General features: G+C 46.7%; 19 protein-coding genes and 2 pseudogenes. All 21 read left to right on the top strand.

The window, feature by feature from the left end:
- The first annotated feature begins 49 nt into the window (after window positions 1-49).
- The 21 genes and pseudogenes from LA360_RS08915 (at window position 50) to LA360_RS08815 (ending at window position 18,293) form a co-directional block, all read left to right on the top strand.
- On the top strand, window positions 50-433 hold the full coding sequence (locus LA360_RS08915; protein WP_112483011.1) for an N-acetylmuramoyl-L-alanine amidase: 384 nt from the start codon (window positions 50-52) through the stop codon (window positions 431-433).
- A 76-nt stretch (window positions 434-509) separates the two neighbouring features.
- A complete protein-coding gene (locus LA360_RS08910) occupies window positions 510-1,385 on the top strand; it encodes an immunoglobulin-like domain-containing protein (protein ID WP_112483013.1) in 876 nt (291 codons plus the stop codon).
- A gap of 229 nt (window positions 1,386-1,614) precedes the next feature.
- Entirely contained in the window at window positions 1,615-2,823 is a 1,209-nt protein-coding gene (locus tag LA360_RS08905) for an AAA family ATPase (RefSeq protein ID WP_225537475.1), read from the top strand.
- Entirely contained in the window at window positions 2,816-3,526 is a 711-nt protein-coding gene (locus LA360_RS08900) for an RloB family protein (protein WP_112483017.1), read from the top strand. The genes LA360_RS08905 and LA360_RS08900 overlap by 8 nt, the downstream gene beginning before the upstream one ends.
- Entirely contained in the window at window positions 3,492-3,989 is a 498-nt protein-coding gene (locus tag LA360_RS08895) for a hypothetical protein (protein WP_225537806.1), read from the top strand. The genes LA360_RS08900 and LA360_RS08895 overlap by 35 nt, the downstream gene beginning before the upstream one ends.
- Window positions 3,986-5,446, top strand: coding sequence for a hypothetical protein (locus LA360_RS08890; RefSeq protein ID WP_112483021.1), 1,461 nt, complete (start codon window positions 3,986-3,988; stop codon window positions 5,444-5,446). Before LA360_RS08895 ends, LA360_RS08890 begins: the two co-directional genes overlap by 4 nt.
- 195 nt (window positions 5,447-5,641) lie before the next feature.
- Window positions 5,642-7,888 (top strand): ATP-binding cassette domain-containing protein, encoded by a 2,247-nt coding sequence (locus LA360_RS08885; protein WP_089775162.1) that lies wholly within the window; start codon window positions 5,642-5,644, stop codon window positions 7,886-7,888.
- A gap of 104 nt (window positions 7,889-7,992) precedes the next feature.
- Window positions 7,993-8,883: a helix-turn-helix domain-containing protein gene (locus LA360_RS08880; protein WP_081031236.1), complete on the top strand. Its 891-nt coding sequence runs from the start codon at window positions 7,993-7,995 to the stop codon at window positions 8,881-8,883.
- Between the two features lie 34 nt (window positions 8,884-8,917).
- The gene (locus LA360_RS08875) at window positions 8,918-9,661 is read left to right on the top strand and encodes an ABC transporter ATP-binding protein (RefSeq protein ID WP_207737837.1); all 744 of its coding nucleotides are present in this window, start codon (window positions 8,918-8,920) and stop codon (window positions 9,659-9,661) included.
- Window positions 9,658-10,401: an ABC transporter permease gene (locus tag LA360_RS08870; protein WP_057572636.1), complete on the top strand. Its 744-nt coding sequence runs from the start codon at window positions 9,658-9,660 to the stop codon at window positions 10,399-10,401. Before LA360_RS08875 ends, LA360_RS08870 begins: the two co-directional genes overlap by 4 nt.
- A gap of 88 nt (window positions 10,402-10,489) precedes the next feature.
- Entirely contained in the window at window positions 10,490-11,326 is an 837-nt protein-coding gene (locus tag LA360_RS08865) for an AraC family transcriptional regulator (protein WP_057572635.1), read from the top strand.
- Window positions 11,327-11,356: 30 nt separating this feature from the next.
- Window positions 11,357-12,082 carry a DNA alkylation repair protein gene (locus LA360_RS08860; protein WP_057572634.1) on the top strand — a complete coding sequence of 242 codons (726 nt, stop codon included), beginning with the start codon at window positions 11,357-11,359 and terminating at the stop codon, window positions 12,080-12,082.
- Between the two features lie 109 nt (window positions 12,083-12,191).
- Window positions 12,192-12,566 carry a TetR/AcrR family transcriptional regulator gene (locus LA360_RS08855; protein ID WP_243271722.1) on the top strand — a complete coding sequence of 125 codons (375 nt, stop codon included), beginning with the start codon at window positions 12,192-12,194 and terminating at the stop codon, window positions 12,564-12,566.
- Window positions 12,560-12,706 carry a hypothetical protein gene (locus LA360_RS08850; protein ID WP_225537474.1) on the top strand — a complete coding sequence of 49 codons (147 nt, stop codon included), beginning with the start codon at window positions 12,560-12,562 and terminating at the stop codon, window positions 12,704-12,706. Before LA360_RS08855 ends, LA360_RS08850 begins: the two co-directional genes overlap by 7 nt.
- A gap of 1 nt (window position 12,707) precedes the next feature.
- Complete coding sequence (locus tag LA360_RS08845) at window positions 12,708-13,109, top strand: SRPBCC family protein (RefSeq protein WP_089775161.1); 402 nt, start codon at window positions 12,708-12,710, stop codon at window positions 13,107-13,109.
- A 101-nt stretch (window positions 13,110-13,210) separates the two neighbouring features.
- Window positions 13,211-13,789 carry a TetR/AcrR family transcriptional regulator gene (locus LA360_RS08840; protein ID WP_057572631.1) on the top strand — a complete coding sequence of 193 codons (579 nt, stop codon included), beginning with the start codon at window positions 13,211-13,213 and terminating at the stop codon, window positions 13,787-13,789.
- A gap of 54 nt (window positions 13,790-13,843) precedes the next feature.
- Window positions 13,844-14,555 (top strand): annotated as a pseudogene (locus LA360_RS31115) (thiamine pyrophosphate-dependent enzyme); the annotation flags it as partial.
- Window positions 14,552-15,052, top strand: coding sequence for an acetolactate synthase small subunit (ilvN, locus tag LA360_RS08830; protein ID WP_089775157.1), 501 nt, complete (start codon window positions 14,552-14,554; stop codon window positions 15,050-15,052). The pseudogene LA360_RS31115 and the gene ilvN, both read left to right, overlap by 4 nt.
- A gap of 158 nt (window positions 15,053-15,210) precedes the next feature.
- Window positions 15,211-15,891 (top strand): thiaminase II/PqqC family protein, encoded by a 681-nt coding sequence (locus LA360_RS08825; protein WP_112483028.1) that lies wholly within the window; start codon window positions 15,211-15,213, stop codon window positions 15,889-15,891.
- Window positions 15,892-16,085: 194 nt separating this feature from the next.
- Window positions 16,086-16,704, top strand: a pseudogene (locus tag LA360_RS31110) (ABC transporter ATP-binding protein).
- Window positions 16,701-18,293, top strand: coding sequence for a hypothetical protein (locus tag LA360_RS08815; protein WP_057572625.1), 1,593 nt, complete (start codon window positions 16,701-16,703; stop codon window positions 18,291-18,293). Before LA360_RS31110 ends, LA360_RS08815 begins: the two are co-directional and overlap by 4 nt.
- Window positions 18,294-18,307 lie beyond the last annotated feature (14 nt).

Below are 18,307 nucleotides of genomic sequence, written 5' to 3'. Positions count from 1 at the left end.
GGTTGGCTGTTTTTTGTAAATCCCCAAAGAGACAGATGCAGGAGCGGACATGGAACAAAGGAGAAGACAACCGGTCTGGAGGGCAGAGAGCCGGAGAAAGAGAGAAAAGAGGATTGCCAGACTAAGGCGGAGGATCATAGCCTATACAGTCCGGGGAATCGTGGCGGCTGTCCTGGCAGTCATGCTTCTGCTGATGGTCTGCGGCTGTCTGTATCTCCGGGATTTTTTTCGCAAAAATAATAAGGATACTGCTCTAAAGGCAGATTCCGTTCGGGAAGCTGTACCCGCAACGGTTCCTGCCGTATTGGTGGAAGCAGGATACCTTTCCAATTACAATGAGAGGAATCAACTGATGTCAGGGGAATACCAGGGAAAGCTGGCCCAGGGGCTGGTGGAGGGGATCGTAGAAGGGCTGGAAGGAAAAGCGGGGTAGTGTTGTTCATTTCAGGGCTTCCCAGATTCGGTCAATAGAGCGATAATAAAGGAAACTACCAGAAAGGAAACGATCAGTGAATACATACAAAAAATCCTGGAAGAAAAAATATATACCGGTTGTGGTGATTTCTCTGCTTATTCTGGCAGCGGTTCTGTATGGGATACGAAACGGCGGAGAGGATGGCAGAGGCGGAAACATCCTTGCCGGGGCAAGCCCGGATACAAGCGCTTTCCAGATGTATTATTTTGATGGGGAAACGGTTATGGTCAGGACGCTGTATGACAGTGGTACGGAGAAGGAAGTGATTAAAAAAATCAATGGGATTCCCCTCCAGACGGCAGAGGAAGATGCCCTCTCCCAGATGGAGCCTCCTTTTTACGGGTTCTGGATCAGCGGTCAGGATGGCTTTGATATTTCCGTGTCGCCCTCCGGCGGTGTCTGGCTTAAGAATGACGGGGCGGTTTATTATGGGGATACGGATTTGTCTGTTTTATGGGAACAGATGGAAGGCAAGGATGAGGATATCTGGAATGTCCTGAATTTTCCCAATGCGGGGCGCTTATCTGCATACCATACTATCTTCTTGCTGAAAGCGGATGAGCAGACAGCAGAAAGCCCGGAGGGTCTGACTATGACGGTGGAGGACATCGGGACAAGCGAGATTACGGTACGGATTGCCAATAACAGCGGGGAGGAATTTTCCTACGGGGAATACTTTTCCCTCCAGAAGCAGATAGACGGCCAGTGGTATACGATACCGGTAAGGGCGGATAACGTGGGATTCCAGGATATCGCCCATATCCTTCCGGATGGGGAGAGCGCCAGTGAGACCTATAACCTTGACTTGTACGGCACGCTGGAACCGGGGATATACCGGCTGGTGGTGGAAATGTTGAGCGCTGAGTTTCTGGTGGGCCATGGGAGGGTGGCAGGAACAGAAGGGGAATAAATGCTGTTAAAAACAGCATGGAGAAGGGATGTAACAGAAAATGGAAAGTCCTTAAATGAGGGACATTCGACATAGGATATGTGTTGGATGTCCTGTTTTTGCTTAATAATTTCGTTGATAAATATGAGAAAATATCTCATATATTGTTTACAAAATTGAAAAAATGAGTATAATAGATATTGAAAGACATATAAACTGGAGGGAAAAAGAGATGCTGTGCCAATTTACAGTGAAAAATTATAAAAGCATTCGAGATGAAATGACTTTTGATATGCAGGCAGCTGCTATTTCTGAACATGAAAATAATATAATTCGTGATAAAGATGGAGAATTGTTTTTGCCGATTTCTGCAATATATGGGCCAAATGGAGGTGGAAAGTCAAACGTATTGGAGGCAATGCATGCGTTGGCTTCAAAAGTACTTCGTCCATTATATGCAACTGGTGATAAGGAGGAACGTATATTTCTTCAGAAAAGGCTGCTCATCGAACCTTTTGCGTTCTCAAAAGAAACGAAAAGCCAGCCAACAGAGTTTGAAATTTTTTTCCGTACAGAAATCGCGGAGTATCGATATAAACTCCATATAATGAAGGATGTTGTAAATTATGAAAGTCTGGACCGTGTAAGATTGGACACGGGGCGACGTTCAGCGCTGTTCGAACGGGATACGGAAGAAATTTCTTTAAAAGGTGTATTTTCCAAACTGAAAGCCAGTGAGGACTTGTCCGCAACATTACCGTTGCTGTCTTATCTTGGGATCACTTATAAAAAAAATGAGGTAGTAAAGGATGTTCTGGATTGGTTTGAATATGGAATTGATTTTTTAAACTATGGTAATCCGATTGAAGAACTTCGTATGGCAGTGTCAAATTCAGAGGATGTGAAGCAGCTCATGCTTGACATGATACAGGAAATGGATCTGGATATCGTGGATTTTCGTGTAGTTGAAGATGAAAATGACAGAATCGATGTGTATACAAAGCATTTGGTGGATGGCTATGAGACGGAGTTAAACTTACTGGAAGAATCCAGCGGGACAAAGAAATTATTTGGCTTAATGCCATTTATTGCCGGATGTTTACTTACAGGAACCGTTTTGGTTATTGATGAACTGGATGCAAAGATACATCCCGTTTTGCTGCGCCATATTATTATGATGTTTAATGATATGAGTATTAATAAAAAGAAAGCACAATTAATCTTCACATCCCATGATTTGTCTACAATGAGCAATGAAGTGTTTCGAAGGGATGAAATCTGGTTCGTGGCAAAAGGTAATGCTCAAAACTCTAAATTGTATTCATTGGTGGAATTTAAGAACGAAAAAGGCGAATCTGTTCGTAAGGATGCCAAATTCGATAAGCAATATCTGGAAGGAAAATATGGCGCTGATCCGTATCTCAAAAGAATTATAGATTGGGAGAAGGTCAATGCCTAAAAAAGCTGGAATGGAGAAGTGGAAAAAGAAGCGCCGTCAGGAGTACCTGGAAATGAAGCGGTACAGATATTATATCTTCTGCGAGGGGCAGCAGACAGAGCCTCTGTACTTTGTGGGATTCAAAAAGCTGATTGAAGATAATCCGATTTACAAGGATATGGTTCTAATTGAAATAGAACCCTGTCAGGCAGAAACGATGCGAGTAATCGGAATGGCGGAAAGATATGTAAAGAAGAACAAAATCCAAAAGGGCCAGATTTGGTGCGTTTATGATAAAGACAGCTTTCCGGCAGATGATTTTAATGGTGTTGTCAATCGGGCAGAGAACTTAAATAAAGAAAATTCTCAACTTCAATATCATACAGCATGGAGTAATGAATGTATTGAGTTCTGGTTTCTTTTGCATTTTGCATATTATACAGCGAATAATCACAGGAGGGAATACATAGCATTCCTGAATGATAAATTCAGGGAATTGGGGATTGGAAAATATCAGAAAAATATGAAAGATATTTTTGATATTTTGACGGAAAAAGGGAATCCAAAGCTGGCAATTCGATATGCCAGACGTATCATAAATGATGGTAAAAGTAAGACACCAGCAGAAATTGCGCCGGGAACGAAGGTGTATGAGTTGGTGGAAGAACTGGTTAAGTATTTGCCGGAGCATGTTGCACAGAGATTTAAGGAAGCTTGCAATTAAAGGGGGAGAGTATTTGGATACATCAGTAAAAAACAAAAAACTACAAACTTTGCCTTGGTATGCCTTACATGATATTGCAGTAAAAAAGGGAATAGAAGAAAAAGAAGTTAATGGGAAGGAAAAGAATACAATAATAGATAAGATATTATCTTATGGGATCCTTTCGGATGAGGAAATAGAGCAATATGTAAATGATTATATTTATGGTGACCGAGTAACGTTTACGTTATGGACATTTCAATCATCGTTGAAAGATTCAGATTATGGTATTGTTAATTCCCTGGAAAATGTGGAGGAGGAATATCTTTCTGTTTCTGGATATAGAAAATTAAAAATTTTATCTGTAAAAGAATATGAGAACCGTACAGAAGTTTTATATGTTTATAGCAAAGAATATGCTTACATTAATGAGGATGGGCAAAATGCCAGTGTATGGGAACAACATAGAGGACGGCTTTTATGACAAAATACATTGCTGATTTATTTGAAAACCCGGTAACACAAATAAAGCCCCCAAAATCAGCAATTGACAAATGCACAAATTCTAAGGCCATAAGCAGAATTGTGTTGCAGGGAAAAGGTGGAGAGAAAACGATTGTGTCAAGAGCTGGGGGAATTACGCCTGTTCAGGAAGAAGAGATTAGCAGAATTCGTTCTGAGAGAATTGATACATCTGGGAGTTTTATCTCGGCAATTACCGAGAATATTGATGCTACGATTAAATATAATGTTAGAAACGGCAGTATTGGAATTTATAAACATTTGCCAGCTTCTGTCCTGTTTGAGTGGTCTGAAAATTCGATTAAAATTATTTTGGAGGAAATTGATAAATTAAAAGGGAAGCCAGCTGAAGAAATTTTTAAAGAAGTAGGACAGGAAATAAAATGGACAGGGGCAAGCGGAATTGAAATTACGCAACTGAATTGGTATTTGACACAAATTATAGCTTCTCTTGATAGAGACGAGTATGAGTTCCAGATTCCGGTAGATAAATTATCGGTATTGGATAATAGTAAATGGTTTATCAAGTTTCCGAGAATATATTGCAAAACTTGTGATTCTTATGAGACTCCATATTGCACTGAATGTGGAGCAGAGTTGAAGATGGGAAGGGGGATAATAAAAGAATGTGAGTGTGGGGCACCATTAAAAATTAAATGTGCGGATGGTCATGATACTTGTGAGATTGTAAATTGGTATGTTCCAAAATCTATATTGGTAAGTATGATCAATAAAAATATTCAGAAAATATTTAAAGACTATTCTTTAGAATATAATATCTGCATTGTAGGCGATATGGGATATATTGTTAATGGAACAGAGAATTTGCAAACAGAAGTTGAAATTCCATTTGCAACAATAGAATGCTTTAAACATGATTCAGTGGCCCTTACGCATAGAGTGAAAGCTTATGCGGTAAATATGAATGAGAAATGTGGTTCTGGAACCTGTTCATATGCAAAAATTGAAAAATGTACTGAAAATGATGGAATGGCATGTTTACCTAAAGTTTTTTATACCATTTTACCAGGCTATCGTCCACAACCTCATAAAGGCATGGAGTATGGGGATGTTGCTGCGGAAGTGAAAATTGGAAATAAAGCTTATGATTTAAAGGGTATCATAAAAAAGAATAGTGAAAACCGACCTAGAAAATCTGTTAATGATGATGAAAAAATAAGAAAACCACTATTATCAACATCAGGAGAAGGGCAGGAGATAATTCGCCAGTTTGTGGAGCAGGGAATGATAGATGCTCGTTGTCAAATAATAGCAGTAGTCGTTCCGCAATATATTGATGCAGGATTTAAAGGAACTTTGAGACACTTGGCAAGGTTGTCTGGAAAGAAAGTAACATTTATTGAATTGGACGAGTTATCCGAGCTGATTTCAATTAACAAAAAAATATTGGTATCATAATGCAATGGGAACCTTTGGAAAAATCCAGAGGTTCTTATTGTTACTATACGCTATTAAAGATTTGGCGGAGGACCCGAAAATAAAGAAGTGGGGATGAAGTTTGTCTGTTCTGAAAAGGGCAAAAAAAGTCGAGTACATTTTCCGACATGCTGTTATACTACTAAGACCAGGCCAAAGGTCAGAAAGGAGAACATCATGCCAGATCAGAATCATATCGTTATTCAAGGCTTATGCCAGAACAATCTGAAAAATATTTCCTTAAAAATACCAAAAGAAAAGCTCATTGTATTCACCGGGGTCTCCGGATCCGGGAAATCCAGCATCGTGTTTGACACCATTGCGGCGGAGAGCCAGCGCCAGATGAACGAAACCTACAGCGCTTATGTCCGGGGCAGGCTCCCGAAGTATGAGAAGCCAAAGGCGGAAAGGATTGAAAATCTCTCCCCCTCGGTCATCATCGACCAGAACCCTCTTGGGGGCAACGCCCGTTCCACGGTGGGGACCATCAGCGACATGTATTCCGCCCTGCGGCTGCTCTACTCCCGGATTGGGGAACCCTATGTGGGAACGCCCTCCTGCTTTTCCTTCAACAGTCCAGGGGGCATGTGTCCGGAGTGCTCCGGTTTGGGGAAGGTGATGACGCTGGACATCCTTCCTCTTATTAGGGAAGATAAAAGCTGGAATGAGGGGATGGTGGAACTGCCCACGTTTCGTGTGGGGAACTGGTACTGGAAGCAGTACACAGACAGCGGCCTGTTTGACCTGGATAAAAAATGGCAGGACTATTCCGAAAGGGAACGGAATCTTCTGCTGTATGGTTCGGAGGAACCGGGCGGGAAGCGGGTGTCAAAGCAGGTGGAGGGCATCCACAACATGATGAGCCGGCTGCTGTTAAAACGGGACAGCTCGGAGCTTGGGGAAACTTCCGCAGGCCGGCTGGCAAAATATGTCCGGGAATCCGACTGTCCCCTCTGTCACGGGAAACGCCTGAACGGGGCGGCTCTGTCCAGTAAGATTGCCGGGTATGACATCAGCGAGATGTGCGGGATGGAACTGACCAGGCTCAGACAGGTTCTGGAGGCGGTCACAGACCCAAGGGGCAGGTCCGTGGCCGAAAGCCTGGTTATGACCCTGACCCGCATGATCGAGATCGGCCTCCCTTACCTTTCCCTGAACCGGGAAGCGGCCACCCTGTCCGGCGGAGAGGCACAGCGCCTGAAGCTGGTGCGCTGCATGGGGAGTGCCCTCACGGGCATGCTCTATATTTTCGATGAACCAAGCACCGGGATGCACCCACGGGATGTACACCGGATGACCAGGCTGCTGCGTGCCCTCCGGGATAAGGGGAATACGGTCCTGGTGGTGGAGCATGATAAGGATGTGATCTCCATTGCGGATGAAGTGATTGATGTGGGGCCGCTGGCAGGAAAAAACGGCGGGGAGGTTCTCTATCAGGGCAGCTATCAGGGGCTCCTTGGTTCCGGCACATTAACCGGGAAGGCCATGAAGATGGAGATACCCTTTAAGGCGGAGCCAAGGAAACCCAAAGGATTCCTGCCTGTTAAACATGCCAGCCTGCACAATCTGAAACATGTTTCCGTTGATATCCCCCTGCATGTGCTGACTGCGGTGACCGGTGTGGCCGGTTCCGGGAAAAGCTCCCTGATCCGGGACGTGTTTGCCGGGCAGTATCCGGAACAGGTCATCCTGGTGGACCAGTCCCCGGTGACAGCCACCGGGCGCTCAACCCCGGCCACCTTCCTGGGATTTTTCGATGATATCCGAAAACAGATGGCGAAAGAAAACAACGTGAGCGCCGCCCTGTTTTCCTTTAACAGCAAAGGCGCCTGCCCGGTCTGCAAGGGACGGGGGGCTGTCACCACCGAGCTGGTCTTCATGGACCCGGTGACGACCACCTGCGAAGCCTGCGGTGGGAGTCGCTACAGTGATGAGGCGCTTTCCTATTTATACAAAGGAAAAAATATTGTGGAGCTTCTGGATATGAGCGCAGGGGAGGCCGAAGACTTCTTTTCCGGCTGTCCGAAAATCCGCAGGGCGCTGCACGCCATGGTGGAGGTGGGGCTTTCCTACCTTTCCCTTGGACAGCCCTTATCCACTCTGTCAGGAGGCGAGCGGCAGCGGGTAAAGCTGGCAAAATACCTGGGGCAGAAGGGGAACATCTATGTGCTGGATGAACCCACCACCGGGCTCCATGCCTCCGATGTGAAGACAATTATGAAGCTTCTGGACGGCTTTGTGGAGCAGGGGAACACGGTGGTGGTGATCGAACATAACATGGATGTGGTAAAGCTGGCGGATTACGTGATTGATATGGGGCCGGACGGGGGTACGCTGGGAGGCGAGGTAGTCTTTACCGGAACCCCGCAGGAGCTGGCGGAATATGGACAGACCATTACGGCTGATTATCTAAGGAAATGCTGATTAAATCAGCATTTCCTTAAGAAAACCTGAAAACAGCAAAAAAAGTCGAGACAAAAAGCGGGTATCATTATAAAATAGTAACTCCAAGAAGGAGGTGGTTTATTTTGAAAGAACAGACAGCGGCGGTCCAGAGGATGCAGGATTATATCGAAGCCCATCTGGAAGCGGATATCACACTGGCACAGCTGTCAGCCGTCTCCCTGTTTTCCCCCTGGCATTCCTACCGGCTGTTTAAGGAGTTTTTGGGGGTGACGCCGGCAGAGTATATCCGCAGGCTCCGGCTTTCCCGGTCCGCCATGCGGCTGAAGGAGGAACAGTGCCTTGTAACGGAGGCGGCCTTTGACTGCGGGTTTGGCAGTGTGGACGGGTATACCCGTGCCTTTTACCGGGAATTCGGCTGCAGGCCGGGGGAATATCTGAAGGACCCGGTGCCGATTGCCCTGTTTATCCCATACGGCGTAAAATTCAGAGAACTGAGGGAGGATGTTTTGGATATGGAAATGAAGAATCTGCAGAGCGTATTTGTCCAGGTAATCCGGAAACCGGAGAGAAAAGTCATCATCAAACGGGGGATAAAAGCGGAAGATTATTTTGCGTACTGTGAAGAAGTGAGCTGCGAGGTCTGGGGGATATTAAAAAGTATGGATTCCCTCTGCGGGGAGCCGGTCTGCCTGTGGCTGCCGGAGGCCTATAAAAAGCCTGGCACTTCCACCTATGTACAGGGGGTGGAGGCAGAGGCGGATTACGAAGGGGAAATCCCGGAGGGGTTTGATGTTATTTCCCTGCCTGCCGCCGAGTATCTGGCAGTCCAGGGAGAGCCTTTCCGGGAGGAGGATTATTCTCAGGCGATTCTTGCCGTACAGTATGCCATCGACCACTATGACCCGACTGTAATTGGATACGAGTGGGATGAGGAAAGCCCCCGTATCCAGTTGGAGCCCAGAGGGGAGAGGGGATATATTGAGCTTCGGGCAATTAAAAAGCAGCAAGCGTAACGGTGCATACCGTTACCGGAAAAAGGAGGATAAGATGAGCGAAACCATAAAAAAGATAGAAGAGGCTGTCCTGACAAAGGGCCTGACCAAAAGCTATCGGGGAAGAACCGTGCTGAAAGGTCTGAATCTGTCGGTCAAGGCCGGCACGGTCTTTGGCCTGCTGGGGGCAAACGGCGCCGGAAAGAGTACCACCATCGAATGCATCCTGGGAACGAAACAGGCGGATGGCGGAACTGCCCTGGTATTGGGGCGGGATGCAAAAAAGGACCGGCGCGCCGTATTTCAGAAAGTGGGCGTCCAGTTTCAGGAAGGGGATTACCAGCCGGAGATTAAGGTATCCGAGCTTTGCGGGGAAACTGCCTGCCTGTATGAGAGGCCGGCAGACTGGCGGAAGCTGTGTGAACGTTTCGGAATCGGGGATAAGATAGGTCATGCCGTGAAAAGTCTTTCCGGCGGGGAGCGCCAGCGGCTGTTTATTGTCCTGGCGTTGATACCGAACCCGGAGCTTGTGTTCCTGGACGAGCTGACTACCGGGCTGGACGCAAGGGCACGCCGGACGGTGTGGAAAATCCTTGAGGATTTAAAGGGCGAAGGGCTGACCATCTTCCTTACTTCCCATTTCATGGATGAGGTGGAAGCCCTCTGCGATGAAATCTGTATCCTGAGAAAAGGGGAGGCCGTGTTTTACGGCACTGTGGAGCAGGCGAAGGCCCAGAGCGGCTGTGAACGTCTGGAGGATGCCTATTTGAAATTTGCGGACGAGGAGGTTGTGGCATGAGAACTTTTTTCAGTCTTTTAAAAACAGAACTGAAGCTGAATATCCGGAATATGAACATGGTGATCTTTGCCATCATTATGCCGGTTGTGGTACTGGTCATCCTTGGTTTCATTTACCAGGCAAAGCCCGCTTTTCCGGGGGCGGAGTATACGTTCCTGGAGCAGTCCATGAGCGCGGTCTGCACCATCTCCATCTGCGCCGGGGGCCTGATGGGGCTGCCTCTGGTGGTAGCCGGGTACCGGGAACGGAAAATCCTCAAACGGTTCCGGGTGACGCCCATCAGCCCGGTTATGCTGCTGGGGGTGGAATTTACCATCTATGTGCTGTATGCTGCGGTTTCCATGGCTTTGGTTTTTCCGATGGCGGCTGTATTCTGGGGCGTAAGGCTTCCCGGCAGCCCGGCGGCATTCCTTGGGAGCTGGCTCCTTACCCTGGTTTCCACCTTAAGCATCGGGATGATGGTGGGCGGCATTGCGAAAAATGAAAAAATGGCCAGTGTGATCGCCTGCCTTTTGTACTTTCCCATGCTGATTTTTTCCGGGGCTACGCTGCCCTTTGAGGTGATGCCGGAGATGATGCAGAAAATCGTAGCCCTTTTCCCGCTGACACAGGGGATACAGCTTATGAAGGCGGCTTTTCTGGGGATGCATACGGAACCTGTCTGGGCACCGGCAGCGGTTATGGGGATTGTTACTATTCTGTGCGCAGGTGCGGCGGTGAAATTTTTTAAATGGGAGTGAGTTCTTTCGGGCTATCAATTCGTATCGTTCAAATGCGAGGTTTTTTGTGAGAGAATCGGCTATACTTAAAACAGCAGGAGGGAACACGATGGACTGGATAAAACGGTTGAACCAGGCGATTGATTTTATAGAAGAGAACCTGGATGGGGAACTGGATTATGAAGATGTAGCCGGGATTGCGGGCTGCCCTTCCTACTATTTCCAACAGTTGTTTTTATATATGACAGACATGACATTGCGGGAATACATACGGCGGCGCAGGCTGTCTCTGTCCGCCGTGGAACTGCAAAAAGGAAATGGGAAAGTAACGGATATTGCCATGAAGTATGGTTATGAATCTCCCACCGCATTTACCAGGGCTTTTAAGAATTTTCATGGAATCACGCCCTCTGCTGTAAAAACGGAACCGGTATCCTTTCAGGCATATCCGCCCATTTCTTTTTCCATGGCAATCCACGGAGGGGTGCCGCTGCAATTCAGGATAGAGGAAAAAGAAGCGTTCCGGATACTGGGACTGTCCTGTCCCCTGTCGAAAGAACTGACAGAGAATTTTGAAAGAATACCAACGGTATGGGATGCCGCACTGGCAGACGGAACACTTGCCAGATTAATCTCCATGGCAGAGGGAAAGCCGGAGGGACTTCTCGGTGTCAGTATCCATCATACGGAAGACTGGAAATATCTGATTGCTGTCCGTTCCGATCAGAAGCCGGGGGAATACGAAGAATATCAGATTCCGGCATGCAAATGGGCGGTTTTTGAAGGAAAGGGGACGAACCGTACTCTTCAGGAACTGGAAAGGCGTGTCATTACCCAATGGCTCCCTACGTCTGGCTACACCTACGCAGATATACCGGATATTGAGGTGTATCTCCATGCAGACCCGGAAGACGCAGTCTATGAATACTGGCTTCCTGTACGATAAGAAGGGCATGGAACCGGAAGGAGGATACCGATGGATTGTCAGGAGATGATAAATGAGCTTAGGGCACAGGCTTCTGAGAAATACAGGGAAAATATGATTCGGATGGGGATACCGGCCGAAAACAGTATTGGTGTGGCAACGTCCGTGGTAAGGGGCCTTGCAAAGAAAGCCGGGAAATCGCAGGAGCTGGCATCTGAACTGTGGAATACAAAATACCACGAGGCAAGGATGCTGGCGGTCTTGTTGATGAACCCGAAGGTGACAACGGATGCTGAGGCAGAGAGGCTGCTCCTTGATGTGGTTTCCTGGGATTTATGCGACCACCTGTGTAAAAATTTATTTTTGAAGATGAAAAACAGGGATATTTTTATTGCGGAGTGGATACAGGAACCTCAGTTATATAAAAAAAGGGCGGCATTTGTGCTGATTGCAGCTTCTGTGATACATGACAGGAAGCTGACGGATGAAACGGTGGACGGCTATCTGGAGCTGGTTACGCAGTATGCGGATGATGGACGGGAGCATGTAAAAAAGGCGGTTTCCACTGCCTTGAGAGAAATCGGGAAAAAGAGTTTTCATTATAACGAAAAGGCACTTTTGCTGGCGCATGAGTGGATGGAGGGAGAGAGCAGGACATTGAGGTGGATTGGAAAGGATGCGGCGAAGGAACTGGAAACCATGGTAAAGGCAGAAGGGCGGGGACGTCTGATTTCCGCAAATACCAGGATGGGAAAGGAATCAGGAGGTTCGGGATGAACAAGAAATTTTTTGCGCTTCCGCAGGAAAGGCAGGAACAGATCATAAATGCGGCATATGAAATGCGGCATATGAAGTGTTTTCCAGGAACAGCTATAAAAATACGTCCATGTCCAGGCTTGCGGATGCCGGCGGCGTATCCAAATCCCTGCTGTTTCATTATTTCTTAAATAAAAAGGAACTGTATCTGTACCTTTGGGAGCATGCAGGCAGGCTTTACCGTGAAAAAGTAAGGAAGGGAGATACGCAGACCACGGATTTGTTTGAGATTCTCTGCCAGAGGGTTCTGGCAGGCTGTGTCTTTATGAGGGAGACCCCGACCATATACCTGTTTATATTGAGGGCATTTTTGAGGAAAACCAGGAAATCAGGGAAGAACTTCAGAATAATTATAAGACAGCGTTTTTTCACGGAACAGAGGATATACGGGGGCCGGCAGATATGGACCTGTTCCGGCCGGGTATTGATACGCAGCTGTTGTTAGAGGAGATTAACGGTTATCTTCTCAGCTGTTACTGGAAGATGTTTTCAACCGGGGAGCTGGACCCGGATTTTCTGGAGAAGGACTTCCTGAAAAGAGTTGGACAGTGGAAAAGGGTATACCTGAAAGAAAGGAATCATTAAGATGGCAGTTTCAAATATAAGGGCAGATTTTCACGCAGAACTGCAAAAGGTTTGGGAGTTTGTGACTTCTCTGGAGGATACGGCGTGGCGCAGCGATCTGAGCAGGGTTGAGATTATAGATGATAAGCAATTCGTGGAATATACAACATCCGGCTACCAGACCATCTTTACCGTTACAGTGAGGGAAGAATGCAGGCGCTGGGAATTTGATATGGAGAATGACAATATGCATGGGCATTGGACAGGGATTTTCTCCGGCGAAGGCGGCGTGACAACGATTGATTTCACGGAGGATGTTACAGCAAAAAAATGGTTTATGAAACCGTTTATCGGGGCATATCTGAAAAAGCAGCAGGATTTATATATATCGGATTTAAGAAAAGCTTTGGAGCATACCTCATAAGAAGCCTCATAAGAAAAGCAGGAGGAATTATCTTTTCTATTGACTTTTTACAAAAAGGAGAATAGAGTGATAGCAAGCACTTGCGTGTAAGAGGTGGGAGAATGGACGAAACAAGCCAAAAAATCATTGATGCAACCATGTCTCTGATTCGTGATAAAGGGTATGTTGCCACGACGACAAAAGATATTGCACGTTTAGCCGGCGTAAACGAGTGTACGCTGTTCCGTAAATTTCAAAATAAAAAAGATATTGTACTCCATGGTGTATCTCAGGAAAAATGGAGAGCGCATGTTACGCCGGAGCTTTTTCAAAATGTGCAATGGGAGTTAGAGCCGGATTTAGAGATGTTTATGAACGCATATATGGATAAAATCACTCCGGATTTTGTAAATCTGTCCATTGGCTTAAGAGCGCCGCAGCTTTATGAAGAAACTGCCTCTATGATTATGAAAGTACCACAGGCATTTATTTCTTCTCTGACAGAATACTTCAGGAAAAAGGAGGAATTGGGGGAAATTCCCCATTATGATTTTGAAAGTCTGGCGATGACTATTTTTTCTTCCACGTTTGGTTATACATTTTTAAATGCGTCTTTGGGCCAGAACCTTACTGAGGTGGGCAGAGAAGAATTTATCAAAAACAGTGTAAAGATATTTGTGAATGGGATTGTACAGAAGTAAAAATGGTACTGTATATTCAGTGCCATTTTATCATACCTAACTACAAGCAACTATGCACATTCGGAAATGCTGAAGCTTGCAGAAATGACAGGGGTTCCTGTTATTACTACCATAATGGGAAAAGGGGCAATTCCCACAACCCATGACTTGTACATCGGGAATCTGGAAATCCATGGGAGCTACGCGGCGAATACAGCGATCAGTAATTGTGATGTCCTCTTTTCTATCGGGACGAGGTTTAATGACCGCATAACAGGAAAAATCGGACACTTTGCCACCCATGCGGCAATCATTCATATAGACATAGACTCCGCTTCGATTTCCAGAAATATAGAGGTAGATATTCCCATTGTTGCGGACGCAAAAACGGCTCTTTTGGCATTGCTTGAAAAAGCGCAGAAATTAGATACGCAGGAATGGCTGGGGCAGATCAGGCAGTGGCAGGAAATGTTTTTTTGACAGGCGTTATTCCAGCACCTGTATGCGGTACAGAAAAAGCTGCCCCAGTAGCTGTAATGCCCCGACAGAGTGCTGCCCGGAATATACGCCGGATTTCCTTAAATTGGCGGAAAGCTACGGGGCAAACGGTATCCGCGTAACAAAAGAAAATGAGATTGCCGCTGCCCTTGAAACAGGAAAAAACACGTTAAAAGTACCTACTGTCATTGAATTTATCATTGAGCCAGAGGAAAATGTTATGCCGATTGTTCCACCCGGCAATGCTTTGGACGACATGATACTGGAAAGCGGGGATAAGGGAATATGAAAAAGAGATGGATTTGTTTATTTGTTGAAAATGATATAGGGGTTCTTGCCAGAATATCGGGATTGTTTTCCGGAAAGTCCTATAACCTGGCCAGCCTGACCGTGGGAACAACCGAGGACAGAACGCTTTCCCGTATGACAATCAGCTTAACCAGTGATGACAGAACATTTGAACAGGTAAAGAAGCAGCTGGGCCGATGTATTGAGGTAATTAAGGTAGTTGATTACACGGACATTGCTATTCATATGAAAGAGCTGATGTTTGTAAGAATAAATAACTGCTCGGATCGGGATATTGACGAGATATTCAAGATTTCGCAAGTATTTCAGGTATCGATTATTGATTATTCCCCGGCGACAGTGCTGATTGAAAGTGTGCATACAGAAAACCGTAATAATGCTCTGATCGCGTTACTGGAGAAATGCTATGCAAATCGAATTGAAATTGTTCGAGGAGGCAGTGTTGTTGTTGAAACATTAAGCATAGCTGATCGATAAAGAGGAATGGGTCTTCTCAAAATTGGTCAATGGGGTGATAATATAACGAAAGTGAATCAGAGAGGGCAAGTTATTATCCTATAATTTTTTACGCCGCAGTGCGCAGTTTCCTTTAAAAGCATAGAAATGGGCAGTTAGAATACAGGAGGAGAAAGGGCATGTCATTTATGAAGGAAATACTGGAAAAGAATATCCCCATCTGGGAGGAATGTATTGCAACACCCTTTATACAGGATCTGCAGGCGGGAACAATGCCGATAGAATGTTTCAAAAATTACATGATACAGGATAGTATTTATTTAAAGCACTATGCCAGGGTTTATGGAAAAATGATCTACCATGCTCAAACCTTACAGGAGATTCAGTTATATTATTCCATCCTGAGCTTTGTTACGGACACAGAATCTGCTGTGAGGCTTCAATACCTGGAGCAGTTGGGAATGACGGATAGGGATATGGAGCATATCATGCCGTTACCGGAAAACCAGGATTACATTGACTTCCTGTTGGAAACGGCAGAGGGTGGAGATGGGAAAGAAATGCTGATGGCAGTACTCCCCTGCATGATGAGCTACAGCTATATCTTCCGCAGGCTGGCCATCAGTTCGACAAGCAGAAATTCCAGGTACTGGGACTTTATCGAGGACTATGCGGATGATTCTTATGCAAAAGGATGCCAGGAGTGGTCAGATTTCGCGGATTGGAAATGCAGGGGGATTTCCGGGGCAGAAAAAGCGAAGCTGAGCAGCATCTTTGAAAAGGCGAGCCTTCTGGTACTGGAATTTTGGAAGATGCCGTATCGGAATCAAAACACTGAAAATAGGGATGAAATGAAGTAAACATTTGAAAAAGATGTAGAGTGAAGGTTAAAACTGTGATTCATAATCAGGAGAACTGGCTATGAATGCGATATAAGAATGATACCTGTATTTTGTGACCATAATGTTTATATTGACATTAGCAGCATTGCCGTTACCTGGAATAAAATCAGCAAACATGTTGAATGAAACGGAGTTACGAAAGGAGTTTACCAATGCTTCACATTGAACATTATTCTAAAACTTATCCCGGCGGGAAGAAGGCGGTGGATGATTTGACTCTGCATGTCCGTCCCGGTCAGATCTATGGATTCATCGGCCATAACGGAGCAGGCAAAACCACCACACTTCGGGCTGTGGCCGGGGTGATGGACTTTACCGAAGGCACCATCACCATTGACGGCCACGATATTAAGAAGGCTCCTGTGCAGGCGAAACGTGTCACCGCTTTTCTGCCGGACAACCCGGACATCTATGAGTTTATGAAAGGGATTGATTACCTCAATTTCATTGCCGATCTGTATGACATTTCTGCCAAGCAGCGCACTGCCGACATTGGCAAATATTCCGATGCTTTTGAACTCACAGACAATCTGGGCTCCCCCATTGGCAGCTACTCCCATGGGATGCGGCAGAAGCTGGCTTTGATTTCCGCTTTTATCCGGCGGCCCAGCGGTATTTTTTTCCACTCATGTACTGGAAGTGGCAGAAAAGCTGTGCGATCAGATTGCCATTATCAAAAACGGGAAACTGGTGCAAAGCGGTCCCACGGCAGAGCTGGTGGGGGATTCCTCCCTGGAAAGCGTATTTTTAGAACTGGAGGGAGAGCGATGAAAAAATTTTTTGTCCTGTTGAACGTCAGCCTCCGGTCCATGCTTCTTTCCTTAACCAATTCCAGGGGACGCAGTAAGAGAAAAGCGGCTACAGGACTGGGCGCGGTCTTTCTCATTGCCTTTCTGGGGCTGTATCTGTCCGGGCTTTACAGTTATATGCTGATGAAGGCGCTGGCGCCATCCAATATGGAAGTGCTGGTATTTGTATTCATGGGCATGGCCGCACTGGTGGGCGGGCTTCTGTTTACCACCTTTGCGGTGAAGGGCGTGGTATTTGGCGGAAAGGACAATGACCTGTTGCTGAGTATGCCGGTGCCCGCAACCATGCTGATGGCCAGCCGGGTAACCGCCATTTATCTGGAGAACCTGCTGTTTGCCATTTTCGTACTGGTTCCTGCCGGGGTAATCTGTACTTTTATGACACAGAACGGTGTGGGGTACAGCCTGCTGTTCTGGATGCGGCTGGGGACCTCGGTGCTGGCCCTTCCGCTGCTGGATACGGCGCTGTCCGTATTGTTGGGGGCGCTGGTCGCCTTTCTGTCTGTTCGGGTGTCCCGCAGAGCATTGGGACAGAATATTGTGATGGGAATATTCATGGCAGCAGTGTTCTATTTCTCGTTTCACCTAAGCGGTATGATAAACAGTCTTGCTGAGAATGCCGCCGGAGTGAAAAACTCCCTTACCTGGGCGGCGCCCATGCTGTGGATGGGGGAAGGCATTATGGGAGACGGGAGGCTGCTGCTGGCCTTTGTCCTGTGCTGCGTGTTCCCTTTTGCCCTGGTGGTAATCGGCCTTGGCCGGGGATACCGTCAGGCCGTGACTGCTTTTGCCGAGCGATCCGTACAGAGCAATTACAAACTCTCGGCGCAGACTGCCTCCGGACAGAAGAAGGCTTTGCTGAAAAAGGAAATGCAGCGCTTTTTTGGTACACCCATGTACTTCTGGAATGCCGGTATCGGTCTGATTATGCTGCTGGCCGCAGGGGTAGCCTCCCTGGTTATGAGAGATAAACTGTTAGCTTATATGGAAATGGCCGGGTATCCTTTACCGCTGCTTCCTATGGCGGCAGCGGTGATTGGTTTCTGCCTCTGCACCTGTCCCATCACTGCGCCTTCCATCAGTCTGGAAGGAAAATACCTGTGGATTTTGCGGGAATCCCCCATAGAGGAAAGGTCCCTGCTCTGGGTTAAGGTTGGCTTTCAACTTCTGCTGACCCTGCCCTGTACTGTAATTGCCGGGATGTGTATTTCGATTGCTTTTGGTTTTCCTTTGTGGCAGGGGGCGGTGCTGCTCATTGCCACACTGCTTTTCGCCGTAGGGCATGCTGCCTTTGGAATGCTTATGGGCCTGTGCTTTCCGAAGCTTGACGCAGTGAATGAAACGGTCGTTATCAAGCAGTCTATGGCCACGGTACTGGCAATGTTCGCTTCCATGGCGGTACTGGGGGTGGCAGCGGGATTCTATTATCTGGGCAGTAAAACAGCTCCCTGGACTGCGCTGGCGCTGCCCATAGGGGTATTCGCCTTGTTTGCGGCGGTATGTATCGTGATCCTTACCAGACAGGGACCCTCACTGCTGAGAAAACTATAGACAAAAAACAGATA

The sequence above is a fragment of the Enterocloster clostridioformis genome (genome assembly GCF_020297485.1).
Taxonomy (GTDB): Bacteria; Bacillota; Clostridia; order Lachnospirales; family Lachnospiraceae; genus Enterocloster; species Enterocloster clostridioformis.
The sequence above is the reverse complement of the archived record's forward strand: the minus strand, read 5'-3'. Positions and strand labels throughout refer to the sequence as shown.